The sequence below is a fragment of the Streptomyces sp. NPDC048516 genome (assembly GCF_043199875.1).
Taxonomy (GTDB): Bacteria; Actinomycetota; Actinomycetes; order Streptomycetales; family Streptomycetaceae; genus Streptomyces.
The window spans coordinates 88,277-114,797 of sequence record NZ_JBICWS010000001.1 but is presented as its reverse complement, the minus strand read 5'-3'; the positions used below and the strand labels follow the sequence as shown (position 1 = coordinate 114,797).

Annotated in this window: 23 protein-coding genes; 6 read left to right on the top strand and 17 right to left on the bottom strand. The window is 71.1% G+C overall.

The genetic code is table 11. The annotated features are described in order from the left end of the window. Positions 1 to 105: 105 nt before the first annotated feature. The 7 genes from ACGFR7_RS00520 to ACGFR7_RS00490 all read right to left on the bottom strand — a co-directional run bounded on the left by ACGFR7_RS00520 (position 106) and on the right by ACGFR7_RS00490 (position 7,904). Entirely contained in the window at positions 106 to 1,827 is a 1,722-nt protein-coding gene (locus tag ACGFR7_RS00520) for an acyl-CoA dehydrogenase family protein (RefSeq protein ID WP_393311413.1), read from the bottom strand. A gap of 106 nt (positions 1,828 to 1,933) precedes the next feature. Beyond that, positions 1,934 to 2,509: a PadR family transcriptional regulator gene (locus ACGFR7_RS00515; protein ID WP_393311411.1), complete on the bottom strand. Its 576-nt coding sequence runs from the start codon at positions 2,507 to 2,509 to the stop codon at positions 1,934 to 1,936. Positions 2,510 to 2,647: 138 nt separating this feature from the next. Next, the gene (locus ACGFR7_RS00510; RefSeq protein WP_393311409.1) at positions 2,648 to 3,031 is read right to left on the bottom strand and encodes a hypothetical protein; all 384 of its coding nucleotides are present in this window, start codon (positions 3,029 to 3,031) and stop codon (positions 2,648 to 2,650) included. 39 nt (positions 3,032 to 3,070) lie between these two features. Further along, positions 3,071 to 3,457, bottom strand: a complete 387-nt coding sequence (locus tag ACGFR7_RS00505; protein ID WP_393311407.1) for a hypothetical protein — start codon at positions 3,455 to 3,457, stop codon at positions 3,071 to 3,073. Positions 3,458 to 3,501: 44 nt separating this feature from the next. Beyond that, positions 3,502 to 4,197, bottom strand: a complete 696-nt coding sequence (locus ACGFR7_RS00500; RefSeq protein WP_393311405.1) for a hypothetical protein — start codon at positions 4,195 to 4,197, stop codon at positions 3,502 to 3,504. A 92-nt stretch (positions 4,198 to 4,289) separates the two neighbouring features. After that, on the bottom strand, positions 4,290 to 4,670 hold the full coding sequence (locus ACGFR7_RS00495) for a hypothetical protein (protein WP_393311403.1): 381 nt from the start codon (positions 4,668 to 4,670) through the stop codon (positions 4,290 to 4,292). Positions 4,671 to 4,985: 315 nt separating this feature from the next. After that, positions 4,986 to 7,904: an ATP-binding protein gene (locus tag ACGFR7_RS00490; RefSeq protein ID WP_393311401.1), complete on the bottom strand. Its 2,919-nt coding sequence runs from the start codon at positions 7,902 to 7,904 to the stop codon at positions 4,986 to 4,988. A gap of 369 nt (positions 7,905 to 8,273) precedes the next feature. On the opposite strand from ACGFR7_RS00490, the gene ACGFR7_RS00485 reads away from it, so the two are divergent. After that, on the top strand, positions 8,274 to 8,699 hold the full coding sequence (locus ACGFR7_RS00485) for a DUF779 domain-containing protein (RefSeq protein WP_393311399.1): 426 nt from the start codon (positions 8,274 to 8,276) through the stop codon (positions 8,697 to 8,699). Positions 8,700 to 8,918: 219 nt separating this feature from the next. Here ACGFR7_RS00485 and ACGFR7_RS00480 read toward each other — a convergent pair whose 3' ends face one another. Further along, entirely contained in the window at positions 8,919 to 9,866 is a 948-nt protein-coding gene (locus tag ACGFR7_RS00480) for a hypothetical protein (RefSeq protein ID WP_393311397.1), read from the bottom strand. Between the two features lie 477 nt (positions 9,867 to 10,343). Further along, entirely contained in the window at positions 10,344 to 11,444 is a 1,101-nt protein-coding gene (locus tag ACGFR7_RS00475) for a LacI family DNA-binding transcriptional regulator (RefSeq protein ID WP_393311395.1), read from the bottom strand. Positions 11,445 to 11,791: 347 nt separating this feature from the next. Here ACGFR7_RS00475 and ACGFR7_RS00470 point away from each other — a divergent pair, with 347 nt between their 5' ends. Beyond that, complete coding sequence (locus ACGFR7_RS00470; protein WP_393311393.1) at positions 11,792 to 12,739, top strand: nucleoside hydrolase; 948 nt, start codon at positions 11,792 to 11,794, stop codon at positions 12,737 to 12,739. Next, positions 12,736 to 14,178: an MFS transporter gene (locus ACGFR7_RS00465; protein WP_393311391.1), complete on the top strand. Its 1,443-nt coding sequence runs from the start codon at positions 12,736 to 12,738 to the stop codon at positions 14,176 to 14,178. The genes ACGFR7_RS00470 and ACGFR7_RS00465 overlap by 4 nt, the downstream gene beginning before the upstream one ends. Positions 14,179 to 14,363: 185 nt before the next feature. Here the strand turns inward: ACGFR7_RS00465 and ACGFR7_RS00460 are convergent, their stop codons facing one another. Then, the gene (locus ACGFR7_RS00460) at positions 14,364 to 15,503 is read right to left on the bottom strand and encodes a Vms1/Ankzf1 family peptidyl-tRNA hydrolase (protein WP_393311389.1); all 1,140 of its coding nucleotides are present in this window, start codon (positions 15,501 to 15,503) and stop codon (positions 14,364 to 14,366) included. A 327-nt stretch (positions 15,504 to 15,830) separates the two neighbouring features. Here ACGFR7_RS00460 and ACGFR7_RS00455 point away from each other — a divergent pair, with 327 nt between their 5' ends. From ACGFR7_RS00455 to ACGFR7_RS00445, 3 genes are all read left to right on the top strand, one after another. Further along, complete coding sequence (locus ACGFR7_RS00455; protein ID WP_088801286.1) at positions 15,831 to 16,247, top strand: DUF2795 domain-containing protein; 417 nt, start codon at positions 15,831 to 15,833, stop codon at positions 16,245 to 16,247. Between the two features lie 117 nt (positions 16,248 to 16,364). Further along, a complete protein-coding gene (locus ACGFR7_RS00450; protein ID WP_393311387.1) occupies positions 16,365 to 16,847 on the top strand; it encodes a DUF5709 domain-containing protein in 483 nt (160 codons plus the stop codon). A gap of 264 nt (positions 16,848 to 17,111) precedes the next feature. Further along, positions 17,112 to 18,419, top strand: a complete 1,308-nt coding sequence (locus ACGFR7_RS00445; protein WP_393312604.1) for an NAD(P)/FAD-dependent oxidoreductase — start codon at positions 17,112 to 17,114, stop codon at positions 18,417 to 18,419. Positions 18,420 to 18,452: 33 nt separating this feature from the next. On the opposite strand, the gene ACGFR7_RS00440 is transcribed toward ACGFR7_RS00445, so the two are convergent. The 7 genes from ACGFR7_RS00440 to ACGFR7_RS00410 all read right to left on the bottom strand — a co-directional run bounded on the left by ACGFR7_RS00440 (position 18,453) and on the right by ACGFR7_RS00410 (position 26,216). Next, the gene (locus ACGFR7_RS00440) at positions 18,453 to 18,866 is read right to left on the bottom strand and encodes an Asp23/Gls24 family envelope stress response protein (RefSeq protein ID WP_393311385.1); all 414 of its coding nucleotides are present in this window, start codon (positions 18,864 to 18,866) and stop codon (positions 18,453 to 18,455) included. Positions 18,867 to 19,213: 347 nt separating this feature from the next. Then, on the bottom strand, positions 19,214 to 19,582 hold the full coding sequence (locus tag ACGFR7_RS00435; RefSeq protein WP_393311383.1) for a hypothetical protein: 369 nt from the start codon (positions 19,580 to 19,582) through the stop codon (positions 19,214 to 19,216). Positions 19,583 to 19,594: 12 nt separating this feature from the next. After that, positions 19,595 to 21,328: a cytochrome c oxidase subunit I gene (ctaD, locus tag ACGFR7_RS00430; RefSeq protein WP_393311381.1), complete on the bottom strand. Its 1,734-nt coding sequence runs from the start codon at positions 21,326 to 21,328 to the stop codon at positions 19,595 to 19,597. A 290-nt stretch (positions 21,329 to 21,618) separates the two neighbouring features. After that, entirely contained in the window at positions 21,619 to 23,496 is a 1,878-nt protein-coding gene (locus ACGFR7_RS00425) for a GMC family oxidoreductase N-terminal domain-containing protein (RefSeq protein WP_393311379.1), read from the bottom strand. Further along, positions 23,493 to 24,911, bottom strand: coding sequence for a hypothetical protein (locus tag ACGFR7_RS00420; protein WP_393311377.1), 1,419 nt, complete (start codon positions 24,909 to 24,911; stop codon positions 23,493 to 23,495). The genes ACGFR7_RS00425 and ACGFR7_RS00420 overlap by 4 nt, the downstream gene beginning before the upstream one ends. Next, a complete protein-coding gene (locus ACGFR7_RS00415) occupies positions 24,908 to 25,588 on the bottom strand; it encodes a FadR/GntR family transcriptional regulator (protein ID WP_393311375.1) in 681 nt (226 codons plus the stop codon). The genes ACGFR7_RS00420 and ACGFR7_RS00415 overlap by 4 nt, the downstream gene beginning before the upstream one ends. A gap of 253 nt (positions 25,589 to 25,841) precedes the next feature. Continuing rightward, positions 25,842 to 26,216, bottom strand: coding sequence for a DUF2267 domain-containing protein (locus ACGFR7_RS00410; protein WP_393311373.1), 375 nt, complete (start codon positions 26,214 to 26,216; stop codon positions 25,842 to 25,844). Between the last annotated feature and the right edge of the window lie 305 nt (positions 26,217 to 26,521).

Below are 26,521 nucleotides of genomic sequence, written 5' to 3'. Positions count from 1 at the left end.
CGAGACTACGGGATACGGACTCCGGAGCTCGGACGGCAGGAGCGGCGGGCTCGGCCGACACCTGGGGCATCGGCCGAACCCGCTGGTCCGCAGGCGGTCGGTGGGTTACGGCGCCATCTCGTACGCCCCGGCCAGTGCCTCGACACGCTCCCAGACGCGCGCCGAGCGGGCCTCGTCGACGACCGGACGCCGGACCGCGCCCAGCGCCCACTCCTGCTGCGCCGCGGTGGCCGAATCCTTGCCGTGCAGTTCGACGGCGTGCGCGGAGAAGTCACGGACGAGGACGGCGAACAGCTCGTCGAGGACATCGGCGTCGAGGCCGGTCAGGCGCGCCTGCTCCAGGATCAGCTGGCCGTGCACGACCAGCGCGAACAGCTGGCCGACGGCGAGCAGGAGGTCGAGGTCGCGGCTCTGGTCCTCGCCGGGGGCGGCGGTGGTGACGAACTCGCACAGGGCGTCCGCCTGCTCCCGGAAGCGGGCGACGTTGGACACCTCGACGTAGGCGTCGAACGCGGCGCGCCAGTCGTGGAAGCGGACGGAGCCCAGGCCGCGGGCCGGTCCCTGCCGGAAGAGGAACGCGTCGTCGGCCGCGTCGAGGCGGGTGGGCACCGCCTCGTACTCGGCCGGGTTCAGCAGGTGGTTGCCCATGAACTTGAGGATCAGGGCGAGGTTGACGTGGACCGTGCCCTCCAGCTTCGGCAGGCCGCGGATCTCGGTGGCGGCCTGGGAGAAGTAGGTGTCCTTCTCGAAGCCCTTGGCCGCGATGACGTCCCACATCAGGTCGATGACCTTCTCGCCCTCGGTGGTCACCTTCATCTTCGTCATCGGGTTGAAGAGGAGGTAGCGGCGGTCGTCCGGCCCGGCGGAGCGGAAGTAGTCGACGGCGCGGTCGCTGAACAGCTTCATTCCGACGAGGCGGACATAGGCGTCGGTCAGCTCGCGGCGCACGTGCGGGAAAGCGGTGACGGGGCGGCCGTAGAGGATGCGGTTCTGTGCATGGGTGACGGCCTCGTACATCGCGTGCTCGCAGATGCCGATCGCACCGGTGCAGAGGTTGAACTTGCCGACGTTGACGGTGTTGAGGGCGGCGTCGAAGGCGGCCCGGCCGGTGTGCAGGATGTCGTCCGCGCCGACCGGGTAGTCATCGAGGCGGAACTCGCTGACGTACTTGGACGAGTCGACGACGTTCTTCACGAGGTGGTACGCGGCATGGCGGCTGTCGGCGGCGAAGAAGACATAACCGTCCGGGCCCTCGATGTCGGTGCGGCGGCCGAAGACGGAGACGAGTCCGGCGGCGTTGCCGTTGCCGATGTAGTACTTGGAGCCGCTGGCACGGAAGCCGCCGTCACCGTCGGGCTCCAGCAGCATGTCGGTGGAGTAGATGTCGGCGCCGTGCGCCTTCTCGGACAGACCGAAGGCGAACACCTCGCCCTGGGCGAGCAGTTCGGCCGCGCGGGCCCGGGCGGTGGCGTTGTCGCTCTGCCAGACCGGGCCGAGCCCGAGGATGGTGACCTGCCAGGCGTACCAGTAGTCGAGTCCGTAGAAGCCGAATATCTCGTTGAGGGCGGCGATCCGGGCGGTGTCCCAGCGCTTGTCCGGCTGCCCGCCGGCGGCGGAGGCCGGGGTGAGGAAGGTCGCGAACAGGCCTTCCTTGGCGGAGAACTCAAGGAACTCCGCCAGCCAGGCGCGGGAGCGGTAGTCCTCGATCAGCTTGCGCTTGCCGCGGTCCTCGAACCAGGCGACGGTGGCACGCAGCAGCCTGCGGGTCTCGGGGTCGAAGTGCGCCGGGTCGTAGGTGCGGGGGTTGAACAGCAGCTGGTCGGCCATGGCTGGTCGCCTTTCCTGATCGGGGGTTGCGGGTGGTGACGGGAAGCTTCAGGGGCGTGCCGGGGGTCGGCTGGGCGGTGGACGGCGGTGCGGAGGTGCGGCCGGTTCAACGCTCGGGGCCGCCTGGGTGGAGACCCGCGAGGCGGTGGAGGGTGGCGAGCACGTCGTCAAGCCAGGCGAGGGTCATCCGCTCGTAGGCGATGCCGCCGCGCAGCACGACATGCTGGAGCTCCTGCCCGGCGTCGGGCGTGGCGGGGGCTTCGGGACCGGTGAAGTCCCGCCGCTCCCCCGCGAGATAGTGCGCGAGCCGGTCGGTGTGCGCCCGGTGGTGGCGCTCGACCTCGCGGATCAGGGCGGCCGGGTCGTCGAACGCCGCGCCGCGGATCTTCACGGCGAGGTCGTGCCGGACGCTCTCGGGTTCGATCGGCTCGTGGAGCCATCCGGAGAGCGCGGCCCGGCCCGGGGCGGCGACGGAGTACTCCTTCTTGTCCGGCCGGGCCTGCTGCGGCACCTCGCGGACGTCGATCCAGCCGTCGCTCTCCATGCGCTTGAGGACGCGGTAGATCTGCTGGTGGGTGGCGGTCCAGAAGTATCCGATGGACCGGTCGAACCGCCGGGCCAGCTCATAGCCGGAGCCCGGCTTCTCCAGCAGGGAGACGAGGATCGCGTGGTCGAGCGCCATGCCCCGAATCCTTCTATGCAACTTGTTGCATAGACAAGTGGGCACCGCCCGGGTGAGACGCGGCTCACCCCGCGAGCCGGTGCGCGGGCATGCGTCGGGGCCCGCCGGCGGAGTGCGCCGACGGGCCCCGGAGAGTCGCTAGCAGTTGACGTCGAGGACGTGGATCCCGGACACCAGCGTGCCTTCGAGCTTGTAACAGTGGTTCTTGTCGGCCTCGTTGATGTAGAGGGGCTTGGAGCCGCCCGACCAGTAGACGGTGACCGTGGCCCCGGTCGCTTCGGCGGGGAAGTACCCCTTCCAGCTGGTCCCGATCGGCCGGTCGTGCTGGCAGTAGTTCTTGCTCTCTATGCCCGCCGGGCCTTTCCACTCGTAGCAGGTGTCGATGAGCGACCCCGCGTTGTGCTCGAACGAGATGTAGTTGTCCGCGGCGGCAGCGGCGGACGGCGCGGACAGAATCGCGCCGGCCAGCGCCACTCCGAGTGCCGCGGCACCGTAGGTCAGGGAACGCTTTCTGCTTCGCATACGGGAAGGAGCCTCTCGTTTCGCTGATCCGGACATGCTTTAACAGGTCTTTTCGGTGATCTTCGGGTCGAAGGTGTAGCCGCTCAGCTCGTAGCAATGGCCGCGCTTGAGGTCCGTGATCTGCGGCGTCACGTTTCCGCCCCCGATCTGGGCCGCCACCTTCACTTCGAGCTGGACACCCTGGGCGTCAGCGGGGATCTCCACCCGCCAGTCGGTGCCCTTGGGCTTCGCGTAGTCGCACGAATCCGAGGTCGACGAGCCTTGCCAGTGGTAGCAGGTGTCGACCAGGAACCAGCCGTTGTTGGTGAACCCGATGTAATTGCCCGAGCCCGCCGCGGCGGCGGACGGTGCCGTCATGACGGCGCCGGCCAGCGCGAGCCCCAGGGCGGCGGCACCATACGCCGCCGACTTCTTGATTTTCCGCACGGAGTGCTCCTCCAGAGAGAGTTTGCGAGGGGGGACCGGCTGCTTCAGCTGCCGTTCATCAGCTTTCCGCCGTCACACGAAACCTCGTCGGTGTCTGCCCGCGCCGCCGCACTGAGGGGTACTTCGGTGCGCAGACCCGTGATCTTCGCGCCGCCGAACTCGCCGCCCTGGATCCGCACGTCGGAGACGCGCTGCTCCATGTCATGGCCCAGCTTCAGCATCCCCTTCCGGCCCGGCTTGATGGTGATCCGGACGTCACCGCTCTTCGATTCGGCGTTGGTCTCGCTGTACTGCGCGGATGCCCCCACGCCCAGCTTGTCCTTGATGAGGGTGATATCGACATTGACGCCGACGTTCCAGCCCCAGGTGAACGTCTTGCTCCCGCTGAGGGTCTGGTTTATTTCCCCCTGCCCTCCGCTGCAGTTCTGGATGGGGCCCACGCCCATGGCGGTGTTCTCCACGTCGAACCACTTCGTCACGTTCTTTGTCTCCACGGCCGTCGCCGTGCAGGACACATCGCTGTTCTTGCACTGGTCCATGGCGCGCTTGACTTCGTCAGCGGAGTTCACCTGGTATCCGTTGTCATAGGTGACGGAGGGGCTGCCCTCCTGCAGCCAGGTGTCCGTGTGGCCGTTGATGTCGGTGGAATCGGCAGCCGATGCCGTGGGCGTCGTCAGGGCAAGCGCGACGGTGACGGCACCGAGGGCGATACCGATACGGGATGCGGATGTGGAGATCAACGTTTTCCTCGCTCTGTGGGTGGGGGGTACCCGGTGCAATGGTGTCCGGTTCACGGGAGGGCGCGACGGCGGCGCTCCCTCGATTGCCGCGTTCAGCAGCCGGTTTCCGTGAGCTTGGGCCGGTCGGCGAGACCCGTGATTTCGAAGCAGTGATTCTTGCTGGTGTCGAATACCGCGGCACTGTCTCTCGTGGCGTAGTCCACGATGCTGCTGCTGAGGTCGATCTTTGCGCCGGTCGCGCCGTCGGGGAAATACGCCTGCCAGGTAGTGTTCACCGGACGGACCTTGTGGCAGTAGTCCTTGCCCTCGACATCACGCCACGTGTAGCAGGTGTTGGCGAGGATTCCGGCGTGATTGGTGATCTGAATGTAGTGACTCGAATCCGCCTGGGCGGCAGGGGCGGTGATTACCGCCGACAGGCTTGCGGCGCCCGCCGCGAGAAGACCGAATACGGCCCGATGGTTGAACCTCACGGTTGCCACTCCCTCTTGAACTCTCCTGCGACATCGGAAGAATGCGACGTCGTGAGATCTGAGTAAGTCATGAGAGAACGGCCGAATCAATTGGTTCGGGCTAAGACTGCGGTACCCGGAGAAAGGGACCGGGGGTGACCACGAGGAACACCCCGGGAAACGGGATACCACAGCACCGGACCACGAGAACCACAACTCTCGGCCAGTGCCCGACCACAGGGCCGGCGGCCGCCCACCGGGATACCGAAAGGCCCCTCGCCAGAAGGTGAGGGGCCTTTCGGATCCGGCCGGGCACACGAGCCCCGGGACCGCGCCTCAGGAGTCCGTCGTGCCGCTCCCCCGGCGGGACCGGTCCGCGGCCGCCATGGCCGCCGCGAGATGCGGGCGCCCCGCGATCCCGAGCTTGCGGTAGGCGCCGGTCAGATGGGTTTCCACGGTCCGCAGCGAGACGACGAGCAGTTCGGCGATCTGCTTGTTGCTGTACCCCTGCGCCGCCAGGGTCCCGACGCGTTCCTCCCCCGCGGTCAGCGCACCGGCCCCCGCGCCCCCGGCTCTGCCGACCCGCCCGCCGGCGAGGTGCAGCCGCTCCTGCAGACGCGCGGTGAGCACCGTGGCACCGCATCCCACGGCGAGCTCCAGGCCGCGGCGCAAGGCGCTCCTGGCCCCCCGCTTGTCGTCCCGGTGCAGCAGGGCGGCACCGAACTCGTCCAGGGCGCGGGCGAGTTCGAGGCGGGCGGGGGTGGACCCGAGTACGTCGACGGCCTCGGCCAGCAGGTCCAGCCCCCGAGGACCGCTCGTGGCCAGCCCCGTGGCCCGCAGCGCCACCCCGAGGGCCCGCGGGATCCGGCAGCGCCGCGCGAGGTCGAGCTCCTGCTCGGCCAGCGTACGGGCCGACGCGGTTTCCCCCAGGGCGAGATGGGCGGCCACGGAGCGGGAGCGCCAGGGAGCCATCGCGGGACTGATGGTCCCCGCGGCCTCGCAGTGATGGCCGCACTCACGGAGCAGGGAGAGCCCCGCCCGCGGATTGCCCTGGGCGATCCGCAGCGCTGCCAGACTCATGAGGAAGCGGGGCCGCTCCCACGCCACCTCCGCCTGCCCGGCCACCGCATGGGTGCCCGCGATCCGGTCGGCCGCCTCGGTCCGGCCCTGTGCGAGGAGGGCGTCGATCCTGAGGGTGTCCAAGGTCAGTGCGTACGGGAGCCGCCCGGTGGAGGAGGCCTGGTCAACGGCGCTCTGAGCGGCGGCGAGCGCTTCGGTGATATTGCCTCGGCGCAGTGCCAGTCCTGCCTGGTAGAGCATCAGGGAGGAGACGAGCAGTTCCATGCCCCGGCCCGAGATCTCCCGTGTCAGATGGCGGTTGAGCTGGTCGGCCGTATCGAGTTCGTCGAGGTACAGCAGCGTCTGGGCGACGAAGTAGTGCAGTGGGAACAGATCATGGGAGAACGCCGGCAGAGTGACGGACGCGCGCTCGATGAGACCGGCGACGTACGGGGCGGGCAGGCCGGCGCGCAGGGCGCGGAAGGCGCGGATCGCGAGCAGTTGGCGTTCTCCCGCGGTGCGGTCGGCCTGGTCGTCGTCCGTGCCGGGGGACGGCGCCGGGGCCGGGCCGGTGGCGGACGGCCGCTCGAACTCCATCCATGCGCGCAGCGCCCCCATCCGCAGCGCCAGTTCACGGTCGGCGGTCCCGGAGTCCGCCGTGCGCCGGTCGCACAGCGCCGCGATCTTCCGGTCCACATTCGACAGGTCCGTACGGGAACCGCGGGAGAGCAGCAGCGAGTAGGCGAGCACCCCCAGGGCGTCGCTGCGGGCCGTTTCGTCGGTCAGCTCTTCGAGCGCGCCGGTGACACAGGAGATGGCCAGCGCGGCATCGTAATGGCTGGCCGCGGTGCCCAGTTCCAGGAGCACGCGGGCGCGCTCGGCGTCGTCCAGCGGCTGGTGCAGGGCGGAGCGCAGATAGGTCACGGCCGTTTCCGGTGCGCCCCGGTGTAGGGCCTGACCGGCTGCTCTGCGCAGCACCGGCAGGACCCAGGAGCCGTGTACGGGGCCGGCCGCCAGCAGATGGGCCGCGACTTCCTCGTCGGGACGCCCGCTGAGGCAGGACACCTGGGCCGCCCGCGCGTGACCGGCACCGAGTTCCTCGGGCGACAGCATGGCGAGCACCGTGTCGCGGACGACCAGATGGGTGAAGCGGAGGTCGCCGTCCGCGCGCAGCAGTCCCAGCGACCGCAGGTCCTGTGCCGCGGAGAGCACCACCGCCCGGCCCGTTCCGCAGTACGCGGCAAGCAACTCCGGCGGCTTGCGGTCGCCCAGCAAGGCCAGTGCCCGCGCCAGCTCCACCGCCTCGCCGGACGCCTGGCAGAGGCGGTGCGAGATCTCCCCCGCGAGCGTCGACAGCATGACCGTGGGGATCCGGTCGCGGAAGGGCGCGGTCGGCCGCACCCCGCTGCGCTGAGCCTGGTGGAGCAGGGCGCGGACGAACAGCGGGTGCCCGCCCGTGGCGGCGTGAGCGGCGGCGCAGAAGGCGTCATCGGGTTCCTCCGCGCCCCAGAGCGTCCGCACCAGCTGTCCCACACCGCCGATGTCCAGCGGCTCCACCACGAGGGTGTGGCAGTTCGCGGGACGGACGAGCTCGGCGTGCAGCGGATCGAGCCGTCTGACCTCGGCGCTCCGCGCGGTCACCGCGATCAGAACGGGGGAACTGTCCGCCCGTCCGGCGAAGTGCACGAGCCACCGCAGTGACGGCTGGTCGATCCACTGCAGGGCGTCGACCGCCAGGAGCAAGGGTTGCCGGCGGGAGAGCCGGGAGACGAGGGCGTCGAGTCCCCGCAGCGTCGACGCCGTCACATTGGCCGCCTCCGGCAGCGGTTCCGGGGCGGCGGCGTCGTCCAGCGCGCGGAGTGTGGCCGCTGCGGAGCCTTCGAGGAGACGGGCGCGGTCGGTCTCGGACACCGCGGCCAGGAGGGGCCTGAACAGCTGTCGTACCGCGCCGAAGGCGAATTCGCGCTCCAGGGGGTGGCAGCGGGCCCGCAGCACCCGGAACTGCTTGTTCCGCTCCCACCAGGTGCTCAGCAGGACGGACTTGCCGACCCCGGCCGCCCCTTCGAGCTGCACGACGCGGGACCGGCCGGAGCGGACCTCGGCGGCCACGGCATCGAGGGCAGCGAGCTCGCGTTCGCGCCCCACCAACGGCCAGTCGTCACCGCATGCATCGCGGGAATGTCCGAACGTCACCACTTGCTCAACTCTCGTCTTGCGCATCTGCTGTTCGAGACGTTGCGACGCCCGCCGCGGTTGCCTGAGCTGGGCACTCGGATCCGAGCCGCCGCCCTGCCGCACGGCCGGGGGGATCTCGGGAAGCCGGCGGTCCCCGACGGATCAGCGGCCCGCCGTCGTGTGCAACCACCTCGCAACGTTGCAGGGAGTTAACTGAGGCACTGCCTCCGTGGCGGCTCGGTGACCATGATCCGGCCCGTGCCGGGCCGGCTCGCCGCCGTCCCGGGGCGCTGTCCGTTGTGGCCGGTCAGGAGAGGAACGGCACGTGTACCGACAAGAGACCGACAACCCGCAGGTCAACGGCTCCGCGACACAGCCGGGGCGGTTTTGATGAGCGGCGGCGAGGAGCCGTTGGCGGCCGCCGGGGGCGCCGCCGCGGAGGGAGTTTCACGGATCGCGCTCAGTGCGGCGGCAACCGAACTGCTGCGTCTGCTGCGCGGCCTCCACGGCCCGCTGATGTTCCACCAGTCCGGCGGATGCTGTGACGGCAGTGCCCCCATGTGCTACCCGGCCGGGGAGTTCCGTACGGGATCGTCGGATGTGCTGCTGGCGCGGCTGACCGTGGAGGGCGTGCCGGAGCCGGTGGGGTTCTGGATGTCCGGGGACCAGTTCGCGCGCTGGCGGCACACCCATCTGACGGTGGACGTCGTACCGGGGCGGGGCAGTGGCTTCTCCCTGGAGGCGCCGGAGGGTGTCCGTTTCCTGATCCGCTCGCGGCTGTTCACCGACGAGGAACGCGCCGATCTCGGCGACTGAGGCCGCGCGGCGCCCGGAAAGACACCCTCCGGGGACGGGCCAGGCCGATCCGGAGCATGCCCGGTCCGGAGAACACAGTGAGGCCCCACGCACGGGGGAGAGCGTGGGGCCTCACTCCTTAAAACGGGTGGATGGCGCCTCGGGTTCCCTCACGGTGAAACTTTCGCAAGAAATCCTTGTGCGTGGTGTGCACGTCCCTGCCCCGCCTCCTGTCGGCGTTCAGGCGTCGTCCTGCACCAACCGCTCCAGCATCGCCTGGAAGTCCGCGTCCGCCACCACCCGCAGTCCGCCACCGGACGGCTCGCTCAGCGGAGTCATCACGCCCCGGCGCCACCAGAAGACCCTGGGGCTGATCGCCCCCGCCGCGTCCTCGTGGCCGGCCGCCGCGAACTGCGCCATGGCCTGCAACGCCGGGACGACCTGGGCATCGTGAATACGGTGGAAGGCCAGCTGGTGGCGGAAGGGCAGGGCGACCAGCGCGCCGTCCGAGGTGAGCTCGATGCCCATCAGCCGCTGCACCAGTTCGTCCAGCACCAGCACCCGGCTCGCGGTGAAGAAGGAGTCGCCGAGCAGCACCTCGAACGCCGAGCCGTCGCCGCGCCGCACGGTCTCATGCCCCTCGACCGGCAGGGCGCGCAGATTGTTCATCGCCCGGATCCGCAGCTCCGCCACGTCCCCGAGGTCCGTCAGCGAGTCCTCGCTCAGCATCTGTACCGCCTCGGGCAGATCGAGGGCGAGCACTTCCCGCAGCCCCGGCGCCGGTGCGCGGCCGTAGCGGAAGGAGTCGGAAGCGGGCAGTGTCTCCTGGGCGACCACACGGGGGTAGAGGCAGGCCCTGAGCTCGTCGGCGCTGAGGATCTCCAGCGGCTGCGGGCCGTCCATCGTACGGAGCACCTTGCCGACGTGATCCCGGATCAGCGCGGGCCAGCTGCGCTCACCGCGCCGGTCGCGGTGACACACCGCGGCGAGGTTGCCGAGGCCGAACTGCCGGCCCGCGGAGTCGGTGACCACGCCCGCATACGCGGTGACTTCGAGTCCCTGCTCCGCGAAGGCCTGCCGTACCTGCGATCTGAAGACGCCGCCCTCGCGCTCGGAGAAGAAGCCGAACTCCCCGTCGCGTGCCAGGTCGCGGGGATCCCGCTTCGGTCCTCGGCGGAACAGGCCCATCTCTTCCTCCCGGCAGCGGCCACGAACGACGGCCTCGAATGGGCCGATCGTAACGGGTGCGCCGCCGCCCTCGTCGCCGTGCTGTCTGCCGCCCCCTGCTGCGACCGGGCGCGGAGTGACGAGGCGGCGGGGACGGCGGGACGAGGGGGATGAGGGAGAGGAGAGAGGGAGGATGAGGAGGGGCCGGGGAGGGGCGGAGAGGGATGAGGGAACGGGGCGTCTTCTCTCCCTCAGGAGAAATGCGGCCGGATGCCGACGGCATGACGTGCCATCAGTCATCGGCTGAGGGGCGCCATCAACTGCGGCCGGGGGAGTTCCCGCCGTCGCATCGCCATCGCCATCGCATCGCCATCGCCATCGCATCGCCATCGCCGTCGCATCGCCATGGCTATCGCCGTCGCCGTCGCCGCCGCCGCTGCCGCCGTCGCTGTCATCGTCGCCGTCGACAACGGCGGTGGTTGCCGCCGTGACGACTGGTCAGCCCCCGGCCCGCGACGCTTCGGCACAAGGCCCATCGGGCGCGCCGGACGGGCCGGGCGCACCGGGCACGCCGACAGAGACGCTGGAGGCGCTGGAGGCGCTGGAGGCGCTGGAGGCCCGTACGACCAGCTCCGGTGCCAGCCGGACCGTGCGTCGCGGCCCCGGATCCGCTCCGGCCGGGCCGCGGCGCAGCAGGCGGGCGGCTTCGGCGGCCAGTTCGCCGACGGGCTGGCGGACGGTGGTCAGCGCCGGGTCGGCGAGGCCCGCCAGCGGGATGTCGTCGAAGCCGGTGACGGCGACCTCGCCCGGCACCTTTGCGCCCAGCTGTCGCAGCCGTTGCAGCGCACCGGCGGCGATGAGGTCGTTGGCGCAGATCAGGGCGTCCGGGCGGGACGGCCAGAGGCGGTCGACGGCCGCCCGTCCCCACTCCACCGAGAAGTCGCCGAGTTCGATGCGCTCAGGGGCCGTGGGGTCCAGCGCCGCGGCCCCCGCCTCGTAGGCCGCGCGCCGTTCCACCGCCGCCGAGGCGGTCCCGGCCGCGCCGACGAAGCACGGGCGGCGGCGGCCGGTGGCAGCCAGGTGCTCGAGCACCAGGGCCATACCGGCCGCGTTGTCGACGGCGACGGAGTCGGCGACACCGGGTCCGCAGCCGCGGTCGAGCAGCACCAGCGGCACCCGGGCGGCCGCACCGGCCACCGCTTCCCGGCTGCGCCGCTCGTCGACGGGTATCAGCAGCAAGGCGTCGACCTGCCGCCCCAGGAGCGCGTGGATCCGGGCCGCCTCGGTCACCGGGTCGTCGTCGCAGTCGGCGAGGAGGACGGCCCGCCCCTCGGCGTGCAGGGCGTGCTCCAGCTCCCGGACGAGGGAGGGGAAGAACGGGTTGGTGATCTGCGGCAGCACCAGGCCGACGGTGCCGGTGGAACGGCTGCGCAGGGCTCGGGCCACCTGATTGGGCCGGTAGCCCAGGCGCTCCGCCGCCGCGCGTACGGTGCGTGCGGTCTCGGCACCGACCGGGCGGGTGCCGGCCAGGACACGGGAGACCGTGGCAATGGAGCAGCCCGACGCCAGCGCGACATCCCTCAACGTGACTTCGGCCACCGTCTCCCGGCTCCCTCCGGTTCGGCCCGCCCGAACCGGAGGGAGCATACGCCCCCTCGTTCACCCGGCAAACGTTGTCCCGTCCAAGGCGGGCCCCCCGGCCGTCACCTCCGCTCTTCGTCCCGATAACGTCCGGATGGCCAGAGATTGAACCATTGACAACCCGTGGGCCCATGGGTCAAGTTTCCGGAGAACGTTTTCCATGCTGCTCGCCCGCCGGCTGACTCCACGCCCGGGCTCACCATGGGTGACCGCCGGGCGCGCTGTGCGCCGGAGCCCATACCGGCCCGCACACACCACACCTTCATCACCGCTTTTCCGAGCAGCAGAGCAAAGGGGCTCCTCCGTTGGCCAGAAAGATCATCCTCGACTGCGACCCGGGGCATGACGACGCGGTCGCCATGCTCCTGGCACATGGCAATCCCGACGTCGAGCTGGTCGCCGTGACGACCGTGGTCGGGAACCAGACGCTGGAGAAGGTGACCCGCAACGCCCTGTCCGTGGCACGCATCGCCGGGATCACGGGCGTGCCCTTTGCCGCCGGCTGCCCGCGTCCGCTGGTGCGGGCCATAGAGACGGCGCCGGACATCCACGGCGAGACCGGTCTCGACGGCCCGGACCTGCCCGAGCCGTCCTTCGAGCTGGACCGCCGGCATGCGGTGGACCTGATCATCGACACGGTGATGTCCCACGAGCCCGGCGAGATCACCATCGTCCCGACCGCGGGCCTGACGAACATCGCCCTGGCCGTCCGCAAGGAGCCGCGGATCGCCGAGCGGGTCCGCGAGGTCGTCCTGATGGGCGGCGGCTACCACGAGGGCAACTGGAGCGCGGTCGCCGAGTTCAACATCATCATCGACCCCGAGGCCGCGCACATCGTCTTCAACGAGCGCTGGCCGGTGACCATGGTCGGCCTGGATCTGACGCATCAGGCGCTGGCCACCCCGGCCGTCGAGGAGAAGATCGCCGCCGTCGGCACGGCGCCTGCCCGCTTCGTCCTGGAGCTGCTGGACTTCTTCCGCGAGGCCTACCGCGAGAATCAGGGCTTCGACCACCCGCCGGTGCACGACCCGTGCGCGGTCGCCTACGTCATCGACCCGGAGGTCATGACCGTACGCAAGGCCCCGGTGGACATCGAGCTGCGCGGCGCGCTGACGGTCGGGATGACCGTGACGGACTTCCGCGCGCCCGCCCCGGAGGACTGCACCACCCAGGTCGCGGTCAAGCTCGACCACGAGCGGTTCTGGAACCTCGTCGTGGACGCACTCGAGCGGATCGGTGACGTCGAGGCATGAACGTTTCCACCACCCCGCGTCCCGCCGAGGCGACGGACGGCGGCAGGTCCGGCGTCCGGATAGGCGTCCTGGTCGCGGCGCTGCTCGCGGCGTGCTTCGCCTTCCAGCTCAACGCCAGCATGCTCAGCCCCGCGCTGAAGAACATCGAGGACTCGCTCGGCGCCAGTTCCGCCGAGATCGGCCTCACCCAGACCGCGTTCTTCACCTCGGCGGCGCTGTTCTCCCTGTTCCTCCCGCGGCTGGGCGATGTCATCGGCCGCCGCCGGGTGCTGGCCGGCATGCTCGGCCTGATGGTCGTCGGATGTGTGGTCGCCGCGCTGGCGACCAGCGTGCCGATGCTGTTCGCCGGGCGTGTCATCCAGGGGGTCAGCGGTCCGGTCGTCCCGTTGTGCCTGATCATGCTGCGGGTCGAGGTGAAGGAGCCGAAGCGGTACGGCACCCTGCTCGGCGTGATCACCGCCGTCAACGGCGGTATCGCCGGTGTCGACTCCCTCGCGGGCGGCTACCTCGCCGACCGGCACGGTTTCGGGTCGGTCTTCTGGGCGATGGCGGCCGTTGCGGCCCTGGCCACCGTGCTGGTCGCCACGCTGACGCCCGAGTCGAGGGCGCCGGCGGCGACCCGTATGGACTGGCCCGGGGTCGCGCTGCTCGTCGTCTCCGTGGGCTCGCTGCTGATCGCACTCAACGAGGCGGGCAAGCTGGCCGCCGCCGACTGGCCGCTGATCGCCCTTCTCCTCGTCCTGTCCGCGGCCGCCTTCGCGCTGTTCTGGCGGACCGAGAACCGCACCGGACACCCGCTGGTCGCCACCCGGCACCTCAAGCAGCGCGCGACCTGGGCGACCCTGCTGACCACGGTGCTCACCATGACCGGTGTGTTCGCCGTCATGAACGGTCTGATCCCGGCCTTCGCCCAGGACGCCCAGGCCGGACTCGGGATGAGCGCCGAGGCCTCCGCGTGGTGGACGCTGTCGCCGTACGCGCTCGCCGGACTGGCCATGGGTCCGCTGGCCGGCCGCCTCGCCGCCACCTTCGGCTACGGCCGCGTCCTGCGGTGCGGCCTGGCCGGGTCGGTGGCGACGGTCGTGCTGATGCTGCTCACCATGCACAGCCATTCGCAGGTCCTGCTGCTGGTGACGTCCATCCTGGTGGGCATCGCCTACGCGGGCGTGGCGAACATCGTCCTCAACGGGCTGGGCATCGTCCTCTCCCCCGCCGAGAACCCGGGCTTCCTGCCGGGACTCAACGCGGGCGCGTTCAACCTCGGCGCGGGGCTCAGCTTTGCGCTCCTCTACGCGGTCAAGACCGCCGCCTCGCCGGCAAACCCGTCGTCACCCGGCGGCTACACCGCGGGCATGATCGCGGGCGTGGCCATCCTCGCCGCGGCCATTGCGACGTCCTTCCTGATCCCGAAGCCGGTGGCCGCCGAAGCCCAGGACTGAGGGACACGCCCGCCACCACTCACACCGCCCGCCGCCGGACTCCGGCCGGCGGGCGGTGCGGTGCGGTGCGGTGCGGTGCGGTGTCGTGCAGTGCGGTGCGGTGCCTGCGTCCCGGGTACGGCGTGCGGAGATGCGGGATCCGTGTCACCAAAGGGCGCGCCGAGAGGAGGCAGCCGGCACCCGCCTCACTCCGGCCCGGCGTCCACCGTCCCCCGCAGGATGGCGCCGAGCCCGCCGGTCGGTGCACGGTCGGGGTCCCGGACCACCACGACGTCGGCCCCGGTCGCGGCCGCCGACCGCACCAGGGCGTCATCCGCCCGTGCGACCGCCGGATGCTCCTCGCCCAGGTACGACAACTCCGTTCCGCGTACGGCGAGTTGGTCGGCGCCGGAGCCCACCCAGACCTGCCGGGCGATGTCCGAGCCGTGCGGGCTGACCAGCAGGGTGTCGATCCGGTGTTCCCGCGCCGCCTCGATCAGGGCGGGGATTCCGGCCGCGGCATGCGGGGCGCGCTCGTTCCCGGGCCCGGCGCCGGTGCGGAAGCGATCCGCCACCTCGGCGGTATGTTCGCGCTCGCAGTCCGCTCTGACCTGGGCGATGTCCCGGTCCACCAGGGCGCTCTCGGCACCGGGTGCACGTCCGCCGTGGGCACTCTCGTAGGTGAGGGCGCGCAGCGGTTCGGGCAGCTTCTCGTGCACCAGATGGCGTTCGCGCCCCTCCCCGACCAGGACGACGGCCTCGGCGCCGCTCTTCTCGAAGGCCTCGCGCACCGCGCCGGCGATCTCTCCGGCGTTGTGTTCCCAGGTGTTCTCCGCCTTGGTCCGGAAGTGGCGTTCGGACGGGCCACCCGAGGAGGTGCGGGGCAGGGGCGATGCGGCGCGGCTGTCCCCGCCGGCGGTCTCGGCACCCCGTTCGCCGACGAGGGCGAAGTCCGCCCCGGCCCGGTCGAGACGGACCACGAGGCAGACGGGGTCGTCGCCGATGGCCGCCAGCATCGGAGTGACCCTGGGCACCGGGCCCCAGGCCGCGAAGGGGACGGCCGGGGGCCCGGGGAGCGGGGTGTCGAGCACGATCTCACCGTGGGCGGCGAACAGCACCCGTCCGGCGTGCGCCCCGCGGCTGCTCTCCTGGGGCATGAGCAGGGCCTCGTGCACGGCGCCGCAGGTGGCCTCGTCCGCGCCGAGCGCGAAAAGCTGCGCCGTGGTGGCGCTCGCCATCAACTCTTGCTGTTTTGCGGCATCCTCGGTGCTGAGCGGGACGGTGGCATAGACGGATGCCCAGGGGCCTGGCCGGTTGATGACCGGTTTCAGGAGCGAGAGTCGCATGGCGCTGCCTCCTTGGCTTCCTCGGATTCCCCGGTTTCTCCCGTGGTGGTGGGCTGTCATCGTGGTGCGGCCGGTGTCATCGGTATGCCGTTATGGGGCTGGGTGCCTTACGAATTCCCGTTCCCGAAAGGCGTATGCATGGCGGGCATATGCATTTGCCGTCACGTTGCGCGCACACCCGGATGATTTCCGTGTGCGCGCGGGAAATGGCCACCGCCGGGTGGTACCCGGGTGGCCGAGGGCGCCGTCGGGTTGTTAGGGCTGGGGGACCAGGGAAACTGGGAGTAACGCGTCGGGTCGGTACGACTCGTAGAGCGGGAGGCACCCATGGTCATGGAACACGGCACGGACAAGACCGGCCCCGCCCGGGATGACGTGATGAAGAAGCAACTGCGGGGGCAATTGACGGCGGAGCGCTCGCTGCGGACCGATGAGGAGCACGAACTCCAGCCGGCGGGAGAGGACCAGCCGGTGGCGGCATGGTCCCCCGAGAGCGACTTCAGGGGCGGCACGCCGAGCGGGATGAGCGAACGGGACGTCGGGCTGCGTTCCGAACTCGCCCAGCACCTCGGGCGGAGCCTGTATCCGGCGGACAAGTACGCGATCATCGAGACCCTGCGGCGGAACAACGCTCCGGACCGGCTGGTCGCGATGGCCGAGCGGCTGCCCGCACACGAGCGGTTCGGCAATGTGCAGAGCATCGCCGAGGCCGTGGGCATCGCGACGGAACACCGACGCGCCTGAGGCGGGCCGGGCGTGCTCCTGGCGCTGCCGTGCGGCGCCAGGAGGCGGACAATCGGTTGTACACGCACCTGCCGCACCCCGCGGCCGGGCCGGCGAAGGCGGAGAAGGAGGGCGGTTATGTCCGACGACGCAATGGGCGACGAGGTCTATCAGCCGCCCAGATCCGACCCCCAGGACAACCCCAACGACCTCGACATGGAGGACGCCCTGGACGAGCCGGGTCTCGACGAGACGCTGGACACGGGCTATTCGCCTCCGGAGCGTCCCTTCGTGGTGAACCACGAGGGGACCACCGCGCGGGAGCTGCACGACCGCGAGACGCTGGATCACCGGCTGGCGGTGGAGGTACCGGACGTCTGCACGCCCGACGGTGACGGCATCGGCGACCTGCCGGGCGGCGTGGGGGAACCCACAGACCTCGAATGCGGCGAGGAGCGGGCCGGCCGGCTCGTGGGCTCCGACGAGGGATTCTGGCGCGGGGGCAGCAATGACATCGCCGCCCGGGACGTCGGGATCGACGGTGGCGCCGCGTCGGCGGAGGAGGCGGCGGTGCATATCGCGCGGGACAATGCGGGGGACGGCGAGCGGGAGAGCGGCTGAATTGGCCGCGGGGAATCCCTTGCGATGGCTCGCGGGGATGTGCTTCCGGCGGGCCCGTGAGGAATCTTTTCCGGCCGAACAGCCGAGCGCCCCGGCACCACCATGTGTATCCGGCCGCTCACCGGTTAACCGACAGGGCACCACACGCTCGGTGTCCCCGCGCGGGCGGTCCGCTCACACCGGACCGCGACCGCCGCGCCCGGCCTGGCGCCGGAGCACCCCCCGACCGCAGGAGTCCACGTGAAGCGACGTCGTCCTCGGATCGTGATCGTCGGAGCCGGTTTCGCCGGGTTCGCATGCGCCCGTACGCTCTCCCGGCTGGCCAGGGGAGCCGCCGAGATCGTGCTCCTCAACCCCCATGACTACTTTCTGTATGTGCCGCTGCTGCCTGAAGTGGCGGCCGGAATACTCGAACCCCGCCGGGTTGCGGTATCGCTCACCGGGAACCTGCCGGACACCCGGCTCGTCCTCGGGCAGGCCCACGACGTGGACCTCGATGCGCGTCAGGTGCGCTACACCAACCCCGAGGGCGAGAAGGGCGCGCTGTCCTACGACCGGCTGGTCCTGACGGTCGGCAGCGTCAACAAGCTGCTGCCCGTCCCCGGTGTCGCCGAGCATGCCCACGGCTTCCGCGGTATGCCTGAAGCGCTGTACCTGCGCGACCACATCACCCGCCAGATCGAACTGGCCGGTGCGGCCGAGGACCCGGCCGAACGGTCCGCCAGGACCACCTTCGTGGTGGTGGGCGCCGGCTACACCGGCACCGAAGTCGCCGCCCACGGAGTGCTGTTCAGCGACGCCCTGGCCCGGCAGAACGTGGGACTGAAGGACGGTCCACGCCCCCGCTGGCTGCTGCTGGACGTCGCCGACCGGCTGCTGCCCGGACTCGACGAACGGCTGTCGCACACCGCCGACCGGGTCCTGCGCTCCCGTGGCGTCGATGTCCGCACCCGCACCTCCGTGAAGGAAGCCACCGGCGACGGAGTGCTGCTCGACGACGGCGAGTTCGTCCACAGCCGTTCCCTGATCTGGTGTGTGGGCGTACGGCCCGATCCGCTGGTCGACTCGTTGGGGCTGCCCACCGACAAGGGGCGCCTGTGCGTGGACAAGTTCCTGGGCGTGCCCGGCCGGCCGGAGGTGTTCGCCTGCGGTGACGCGGCGGCCGTCCCTGACCTGACGCGCCCCGGCGAGGTGACGCCAATGACCGCCCAGCACGCCCAGCGGCAGGGCAAGGTCGCGGCGCACAATGTCGCGGCGTCCTGCGGCCAGGGCTCACCGCGCGCGTATGAGCATCATGACCTGGGGTTCATGGTCGACCTGGGCGGCGCACAGGCCGCGGCGAACCCCCTGCACCTCCCGATCTCCGGCCCGCTCGCCGCGGCCGTCACCCGCGGCTACCACCTGATGGCGATGCCGGGCAACCGGGTCAGGGTGGCCGCCGACTGGTTCCTGGAAGCTGTGTTGCCGCGCCCCGGCGTTGAGCTGGGTCTGCTCAACGCCTGGTCGGTGCCGCTGGACACGGAAGCCCCCGAACTGCCGCGGCTGCCCGGGGGCGAGTCCGCCACGACGTAAGGGGGCTTTCGCAGGGGCCTCAAGGGGTTCCCCCTACTGCACCCGTTCTTCTTCCTCCTCCTCCTCGGGGAGCCACACATCGCTCACCGCGATATTGACTTCCACGACCTGGAGACCGGTCATCCCCTCGACCGCGGAAATCACGTTCCCGCGAACGGCTCTGCCCACTTCAGGGATGACCTCGCCGTAATCGACGACGATGTCCAGGTCAACCGCGGCCTGTTTCTCGCCGACTTCGACCTTGACGCCGTGCACGGTGGTCGTGCCTCCGCCGGGTACGCGTTTGCGCAGGGCTCCCACCGATCTCGAAAATCCGCTGCCGAGGGCATGCACCCCGATCGATTCAGCGGCTGCCAGAAAGGCGATTTTGGCGACCACACCGTCGGCGATGGTCGTCCGCCCCAGGTTCCCGGTGTTCCGCGCCCCGCGCTCTGCGGACTCGGTCATCGCGCCTCACCTCTTCGCTCCATCGAGGGGAAGTCTTCGGACCCTCTCTTCACGCTATGGCCGTACGGGTGACGCTGCCTCCCGAAGCGGGCGGGACCGCTGCGGGGGACGCGCCGGCCACCCGCCACCACCCCGCCCTTTGCCGGTCCGGCAAAGGAATTTTGTCCACTTGCGCCCCTCGGCGGACCACCGGCAGCTCACGCGGCCATGCCCCCACCTCGCCGCGGATCAGGGCACGTCCGACGGGCGTGGCGCCCTCGGTACCGCCGGCACCGCCGGCACCGACCACAGGTGTGGAGTTCGTCGAGGAAGAGCAGGATGCGTCCTTTGCCGGGTCACGGCACCGCTCAGCAGGCGGTCAGCAGCAGGACGTTCAGCAGCACCAGGGCCGCCAGCAGGGCCAAGACTGCCGCCAGGACACGGCGTTTGAGGCAGTCATAGCGCTGCTGGTACTCCCGGCGGAGCTGGAGCGCTCGGGCGGCGATGCGGGTGACGGATCGCCGCGAGAGGTCGAGCTGCCGCAGGGCCAAGAGGCGTACCAGCTCCTGCCGTTGGGCGGCTGTCGGCCAGTCGAGGGCGTCGACGAAGGCTTCGGCGTCGGCACGGGCCCGGTCGGTCTCCGCCTGCCACAGCAGGTACCCCTCGATGTCGGCGATACCCGCCTGGACGGTGCGACTGTCCGGTGTGCGGCGGTCCGGTGTGCGGCGGTCGGTCATGGCGTGCCCCGCTCAGCGCGGCTCGTCCCCCGAAGGGCGGTCGGTACGGCCTGGCACTTGCGGTGCGGCCACGTCGCGCCGTGCGCCCTTTCTGGCGTCTTCCAGGGCGGCGACGTCGGGGTGGTGCAGGTCGAAGGCCGGTGACTCGGAGCGGATCCGGGGCAGCGTGGTGAAGTTGTGCCGCGGCGGCGGGCACGAGGTGGCCCACTCCAGGGAGCGGCCGTAGCCCCACGGGTCGTCGGCCGCTTGCTTCGGGGCGTACTTGGCCGTTTGCCAGACGTTGTAGAGGAACGGCAGCACCGAGAGACCCAGCAGGAACGAACCGACGCTGGAGAGCGTGTTCAGCGTGGTGAAGCCATCGGACGCCAGATAGTCCGCGTAGCGGCGCGGCATGCCTTCGACACCCAGCCAGTGCTGAATGAGAAAGGTGAGGTGGAATCCGATGAACAGGGTCCAGAAGTGGATTTTGCCGAGCCGTTCGTCGAGCATTCTGCCGGTGAACTTGGGCCACCAGAAGTAGAACCCGGCGAACATCGCGAAGACCACGGTGCCGAACACGGTGTAGTGGAAGTGGGCGACGACGAAGTACGAGTCGGACACATGGAAATCCATCGGCGGTGAGGCCAGCAGAACGCCGGTCAGGCCGCCGAAGAGGAAGGTCACCAGGAACCCGATCGACCAGAGCATGGGGGTCTCGAAGGACAGCGAGCCGTGCCACATCGTGCCGACCCAGTTGAAGAACTTCACCCCGGTCGGGACCGCGATGAGGAAGGACATGAAGGAGAAGAACGGCAGGAGTACGGAGCCGGTCACGAACATGTGGTGCGCCCAGACCGTGACCGACAGTCCCGCGATGGAGATCGTCGCCGCGATCAGTCCGATGTATCCGAAGATGGGCTTACGGCTGAAGACGGGGAAGATCTCGGTGACGATGCCGAAGAACGGCAGCGCGATGATGTACACCTCGGGGTGGCCGAAGAACCAGAAGAGGTGCTGCCACAGCAAGGAGCCCCCGTTCGCGGGGTCGAAGACGTGCGCACCGAACTTCCTGTCCGCCTCCAGCACCAGCAGCGCGGCGGCCAGCACGGGAAAGGCGAGCAGCACCAGCACGGCCGTCAGCAGGATGTTCCAGGTGAAGATCGGCATCCGGAACATCGTCATGCCCGGCGCGCGCATGCAGATGATCGTCGTGATGAAGTTGACCGACCCCAGGATGGTGCCGAAACCGGAGAAGGCCAGGCCCATCACCCACAGGTCGCCGCCGGTTCCGGGGGTGCGGAGGGGGCCTGACAGCGGGGTGTAGGCGGTCCAGCCGAAGTCGGCGGCCCCCTCCGGTGTGATGAAGGCGCTCAGGACGATCAGGGAGCCGAACAGGTAGAGCCAGTAGGCGAACATGTTGAGCCGCGGGAAGGCCACATCGGGCGCGCCGATCTGCAGCGGCATGATCCAGTTCGCGAATCCGGCGAACAGCGGCGTCGCGAACATCAGCAGCATGATGGTGCCGTGCATCGTGAACGCCTGGTTGAACTGCTCGTTCGAGAGGATCTGCAGCCCCGGGCGGGCCAGCTCGGCCCGGATGGCGAGTGCCAGGATGCCACCGGCCATGAAGAACCCGAAGGACGTGCCCAGGTAGAGCGTGCCGATCGTCTTGTGGTCGGTGGTCGTCAGCCAGTCCACCACCACGCGTCCGGCATTCCGTCGCCGCTTGACCGGTTGCAGGGATTCCGTCTGCTGAACGGCTGTCACGGTCCGCACTCCTCATCGCCCGCGGTCACCCCCTCGCCGGGCTGACGGTACAGACACCTCGGAAGACGCCAAAGAGGCTCGCCGCCGCGGACCATCAGTCACATCAAGGAGTCACCTCAAGCAGTCACATCGAGGGGACAGCGCGGGACCGCGGGCGTCGGCGCGACCGCTCGCCCTGCCGCCACCGCTCAGCCCACGCCCACCACTCACTCCGCCACCACCGCTCAGCCCACGGCCACCGCTCACTCCACCACCACTCAGCCCACCGCCACCGCTCACTCCACCACCACTCAGCCCACCGCCACCGCCCGCTCCGCGACGCCCAGAGCAGCGGCCATGATGCTCAGCTGGGGGTTGACCTCGGGACAGCTGGGGAGCAGTGAGCCGTCGGCCACCAGCACCCCGTGGACGCCGCGCAGGCGGCCTTCGCCGTCGGCGGGGCAGCGGCCGGCGTCCGCACCGGCGGCCACGGTTCCGGTGGGGTGGAAGGCCGAGAGATGGAGCCGGCGGGCGCTCACCCCCTCCAGCACGGCGGACAGCTCGGTCAGGGAGCGGGCGCGCGGCGCGCTGGGGATGCCGGTCAGTACCTCCCGGGCACCGGCGGCGAAGAGCAGTTCGCCCATGGCGCGTACCGCGGTCATCAGACGGCCGGCGTCGCGGGGATCGAGGTCGTAGCGCAGAAGGGTGCGGTCCCGGCCCAGGACCCGGCCCGAGGGACGGTCCGCGATCATGGCGCCCAGGGTCGCCAGCCGGTCGGCGGCGTCCAGTTCGCGGCGCAGCTCGCGGCCCACGCCCGGCAGCACGAAACTGCCCATGCCCGGTGGGGTGGCGGTCGCCTCGATGAGGATGCCGCCGCGGTGCAGCTCCTCGACGCCGACGCTCTGCAGCACCCCCTCCCAGGCCGTCACCGGCTCGGCGAAGCGGCCCGCCACGCTGGTCGCCGGATGGACGCTGAGGTTGCGTCCCAGCCGGGGATGGGTGCCCAGCCCGGAGCGGCGCAGCAGCGGCGGCGACTGCAGGGCGCCTGCCGCGACCACCACCAGCGGGCTCAGAATCTCCAGGTCACCGCCGTCCGGACGCCGCACGGACACTCCCGCCGCCCGCGGACCGCCGGGGCGGTCGGCCTCCACCAGGATCCGTCGCACCCGTGCCCCGGTGACGATCCGGGCTCCGGCGGCGCACGCGTCGGGCAGCACCGACAGCTGCACGCTCTGTTTGGCGCCGGTGGGACAGCCCACGACGCACTGGCAGGAGCCCATGCAGCCGGGGGCGTTGCGGCGCAGCGGCGCGGCGCGCCACCCGAGCCGCTGTGCTCCGGCGAGGGTGAGCAGCCCGTTGTTGCCGAGGACGTCGAGGGGCTGGGTGGCCACGCCCAGGGTGCGCTCCGCCTCGTCGAGGTGGGCTTCGAAGCCGGCCGCGAGGTCGAATCCGAAGGCGGCGCGCCACCGCTCCCGCACGTGCCCGGGGGTGCGGTAGCAGGTGCCGGAGTTGACGAGGGTGGTCCCGCCCACGGCCCGTCCCGTGGGCAGCAGCAAGGGCGGACGGCCGGCCGCCACGGTGGCGCCGCCGTCGCGGTAGAGGTCCGTGAACCGTTCCAGAGGCGTGCGGCGCCCGAAGGATGCGGTGGTGTGGTGGTCCCCCTCTTCCAGGACGACGGTGCGCAGCCCGGCGCGGGCGAGGACGCGTGCCGCCATGGCGCCTCCGGCGCCGGAGCCGATCACCACCACGTCCGCGGTGCTGCGCGCGGGCCAGTCCGCTGCCGGTGTGCAGTCCAACGGCGGATCCTGCGGTGGCGCGAACGCGAGCGGGGGGCGGGCCTGCGGCATACCGGCGCCGCGCCCCGCAGGCGGCCGGTGTGCGAGCATCCGCTCCGTGCCCGCGGCCAGCAGCACCGGCACCTTCACCAGGTCGAACAGCGGGGCCAGGCGCGGCCGGGCGGCGAGCCCGGTCACCAGCGCCTCCCGCTCCTCTGGATCGAGAGCGGCGAGCGGACGTCCCGTACGGGCCAGCGCATAGGCGTCGACGGCGCAGGCCGCGCCGCGCACTCCGGCCCGGGCCGGCGCGGGCATCGAGGCCAGTACCGCGTCGAGGCGCCGGGGCACCCCGGCCGGCCAGCGTGCGCCGCCGTCGTCGGCGAGGAGCGCGGCGACGAATCCGGCGGTGCTCATCGCTCCCCCACCTCCGCGTGCGCGGTCCCTTCGAGCAGCCACTCCTCCTCCGGCCGCCAGCGGCCCCACCAGCGTTCCAGGCGGACGACGGCGTCGGCGGTCTCGCTGTTGCGGCACACCGCCGGGCTGCCGTCGGGATCCGCGTAGTCGAGCCGCAGCGTGCGCTCGGCGGGCAGGCTCACCTCCACCCGGATACGGCGCAGCCCGGCGCGTCCGGTGACCGTGAAGTCCGGATGCCCGAGGACGGCACGGAAGCGGCCGCAGCCCGCCCAGCCGAACGCGGAGCGCTCCGCCCGGCGGGGCCAGGTGCGGCCGCCCCGGCGCAGCCGCAGGAAGACCAGGGGCGGCAGACGGCGCAGTCCCGGTTTCCGCGAGACCGCGGCGACGGTCTCCAGCACCTCGCCGTTGCCGAGATCCGCGTGCAACCAGGCCCAGCGCTGCGCGTTGCCGTGGCCGTAGATACGGGCGGAAGCGCCCGGAGCACCCTGCAGGGTCAGCGTCTCGCCCCCGTAGGTGACCGTGCCGTCGTAGGAAGCACGGGCCGCCGGGAGCATCTGCGCGGCGGGCAGCAGGGGGCGACGCCAGGACCAGCGGGGGAAGGTGAACAGCGGCGCGTCCTCGGGGCGTTCGGTCAGCTCCCAGCGGACGTCGCCGGCCACTCCTTCGAGATGCCCGGCGCGGGCGGTGATGCCTTCCGCACGGAAGCCGTCCTCGCCGCCGCGCCAGGGTCCGGGACCGAATCGCGTATGCCGCACGGGTTCCTGCGGACCGTCCGGGTCCGCCTGGGGGAAGACGGCGGCCCAGCCGTGGGCGAAGGCCGGTGAACCGTCGGCCGGCGCGGTCAGTTCGTGGTGCAGCCACAGTCCGCGGCCGGTCGCCGGGTCGGTGACGGTGGTGTACCAGACCTCGGTACGTCCTCGCTCCCCGCGCCAGCGCGGCGCCAGGTGGCCGCTGCCGTCCTCACGCCGGGGGAAGCGGACGCTGCCCAGGAAGGGAGCCAGGCCGGCCGCCAGGGGGAAGCGCAGGGTGCCGGTGCCGATGCGTGCCTGCCCGTCGTAGAGCGTGTAGGGCAGGAGCGTCATCGAGCGCACGGGGCGCCGCCACGAGACGGACTTCCAGCCGTCGAGGGTCAGCCGGCGTCCTTGGGCGGTGAAGGACAGCCGGTAGCGGATCCGGCGCCGGGCGAGCGGCGAGATCTCCAGCTCGCCGGTGGCGCACGGGTCGTCGGCCCATCCGGCGATACGTATGCGTCCATGCAGCCGGGCCGGGGTCGTGCCGAGCGGCCGGAGTACGTGGGGCGCCGTCACCCGCAGGTCGAGCCGGGCCCGCCGGGTGCCGTCCGCACCATCGATTCGGGCGGAGCCGAGCATGGTCTCGGTGAATGCCGTCCCGCGGGCGCTGCCGCCGCCGCTCATGCCAGTTCCTCCAGCATGATCCGCTCGGTGGCGGTCAGATAGCTCTCGGCGGCGGCGCGCGCGGCGTCCTTCTCGCCGGCCACCACCGCCTCGACCACCGGCGCCAGCCGGGCGTGTGCGGCGTCCGGGTCGGTGAAGGGCCGCACCAGAGCGGAGCGGACCGGCAGATAGGCGTGGAAGAGGGTGTTGGTCAGCAGCACATAGACGCGGTTGCCGGTGGCGCGGGCCAGCGCGCGGTGCACCTCGATGTCGGCCAGCTGTACGGCGTCGCCGCCCTCGGCCGTCCGTACCGCCGTCAGCAGTGCGCGCAGCTCGTCGTGGTGGGTGGCGTCCGCCCGGGCAGCGGCCCGCTCGGCGATCAACGCGCCGATACTGCGCCGCACTTCGAAGATCTCACCGATCCAGTCCGGGCTGTGCCGCACCAGCATCGGCAGCAGGTCCGCGCCGCCGAGGCGCAGGTAGTCGCGCACCCGGGTGCCCACACCGTGCCGCGTCTCCAGCAGCCCGGCCTGGAGGAGACGGCCGTAGGCGTGTTTGAGGGTGGTGCGGTTGACGCCGTACCGCTCCGCCAGCCGGCGCTCGGTGGGCAGGTAGTCACCGGCGGGATAGCGGCCGGTGATGATCTCCTCCCGCAGGCGGTTCTCCAGGACGTCGACGACGGTTTCACGGGGCAGCATCTCCACGTTTTCCCTCCCGGGCAGCGGTTGCCGGTGCGCCACCCGGTGGACCGAGTGGGTCAGTGACTGAGTGGATGATCCACTGCACCATCAGGGCTCGGCGCCGTCAAGCCCTTTCGCTTCACTGCCGTGGGGAAGGATCCGCAGCCGGACGGACCAGAGGACGGACCGTCAGACGGACGGACTGCCCGCCGGTCAGCCGGCGCGCCGGCCGGCTGTCAGCCGGGCGCCGACCAACTTGTCAGCCGGCGCGTCAGCGGACCTCCGCCAACTGCGCGTACTTCTTGCCGAGTTGCGACATGGCGTGGTCGAACTCCTTCTGCGAGACGGCCTCGTGCAGCGTGCCGAGCACCGCGCGGAGGCCGCGGCCGGCTTCCGGCCGGGTCAGGCCGGTGCGCTCCCGCACCCTGCGGATCGACTCGTCAGGACCAAAGGTCTCCGTCTCGCCGCTCCCCCGCTGGAGCGAGCCACGCAGGGACTCGGGAAGTTCGAGGGCCAGGTCGCGTACTTCACCGTCGCTGAGCCGGACGCCGAGTGTCTCAAGAGTGGCACGGGTGAGATCGGCAGCTTCCTGCCGCGAGAGTCCCGCCCGAACGGCCACCAGCTGGAAGAACTCCTTGTCGTCCATGCGAGCCTCCACATCGGAATCGAGGGGTGGGCGAGGGAGGCAACCTCACCCACCACCTTGCCACGCCCGCATCCCACGTGCGAGGCACCGCGAGACCGCCCCTCGCGGGCGGCGGTTCACCCACCGTCGCCGGACACCCGCTGTGAGCGCCTACCCACCAGGCGTGCGGGGTGGGCACCGGCAGAGGCGGGCGGCGGGCGGCCGCCGGGTGCGCGGCGCCCCCGGCGGCGCGGGCCCCGCATCCGCCTCTGGCCCTGCCTCTGTCTCTGTCTCTGTCTCTACCTCTGTCTCTGCCTCTGCCTCTG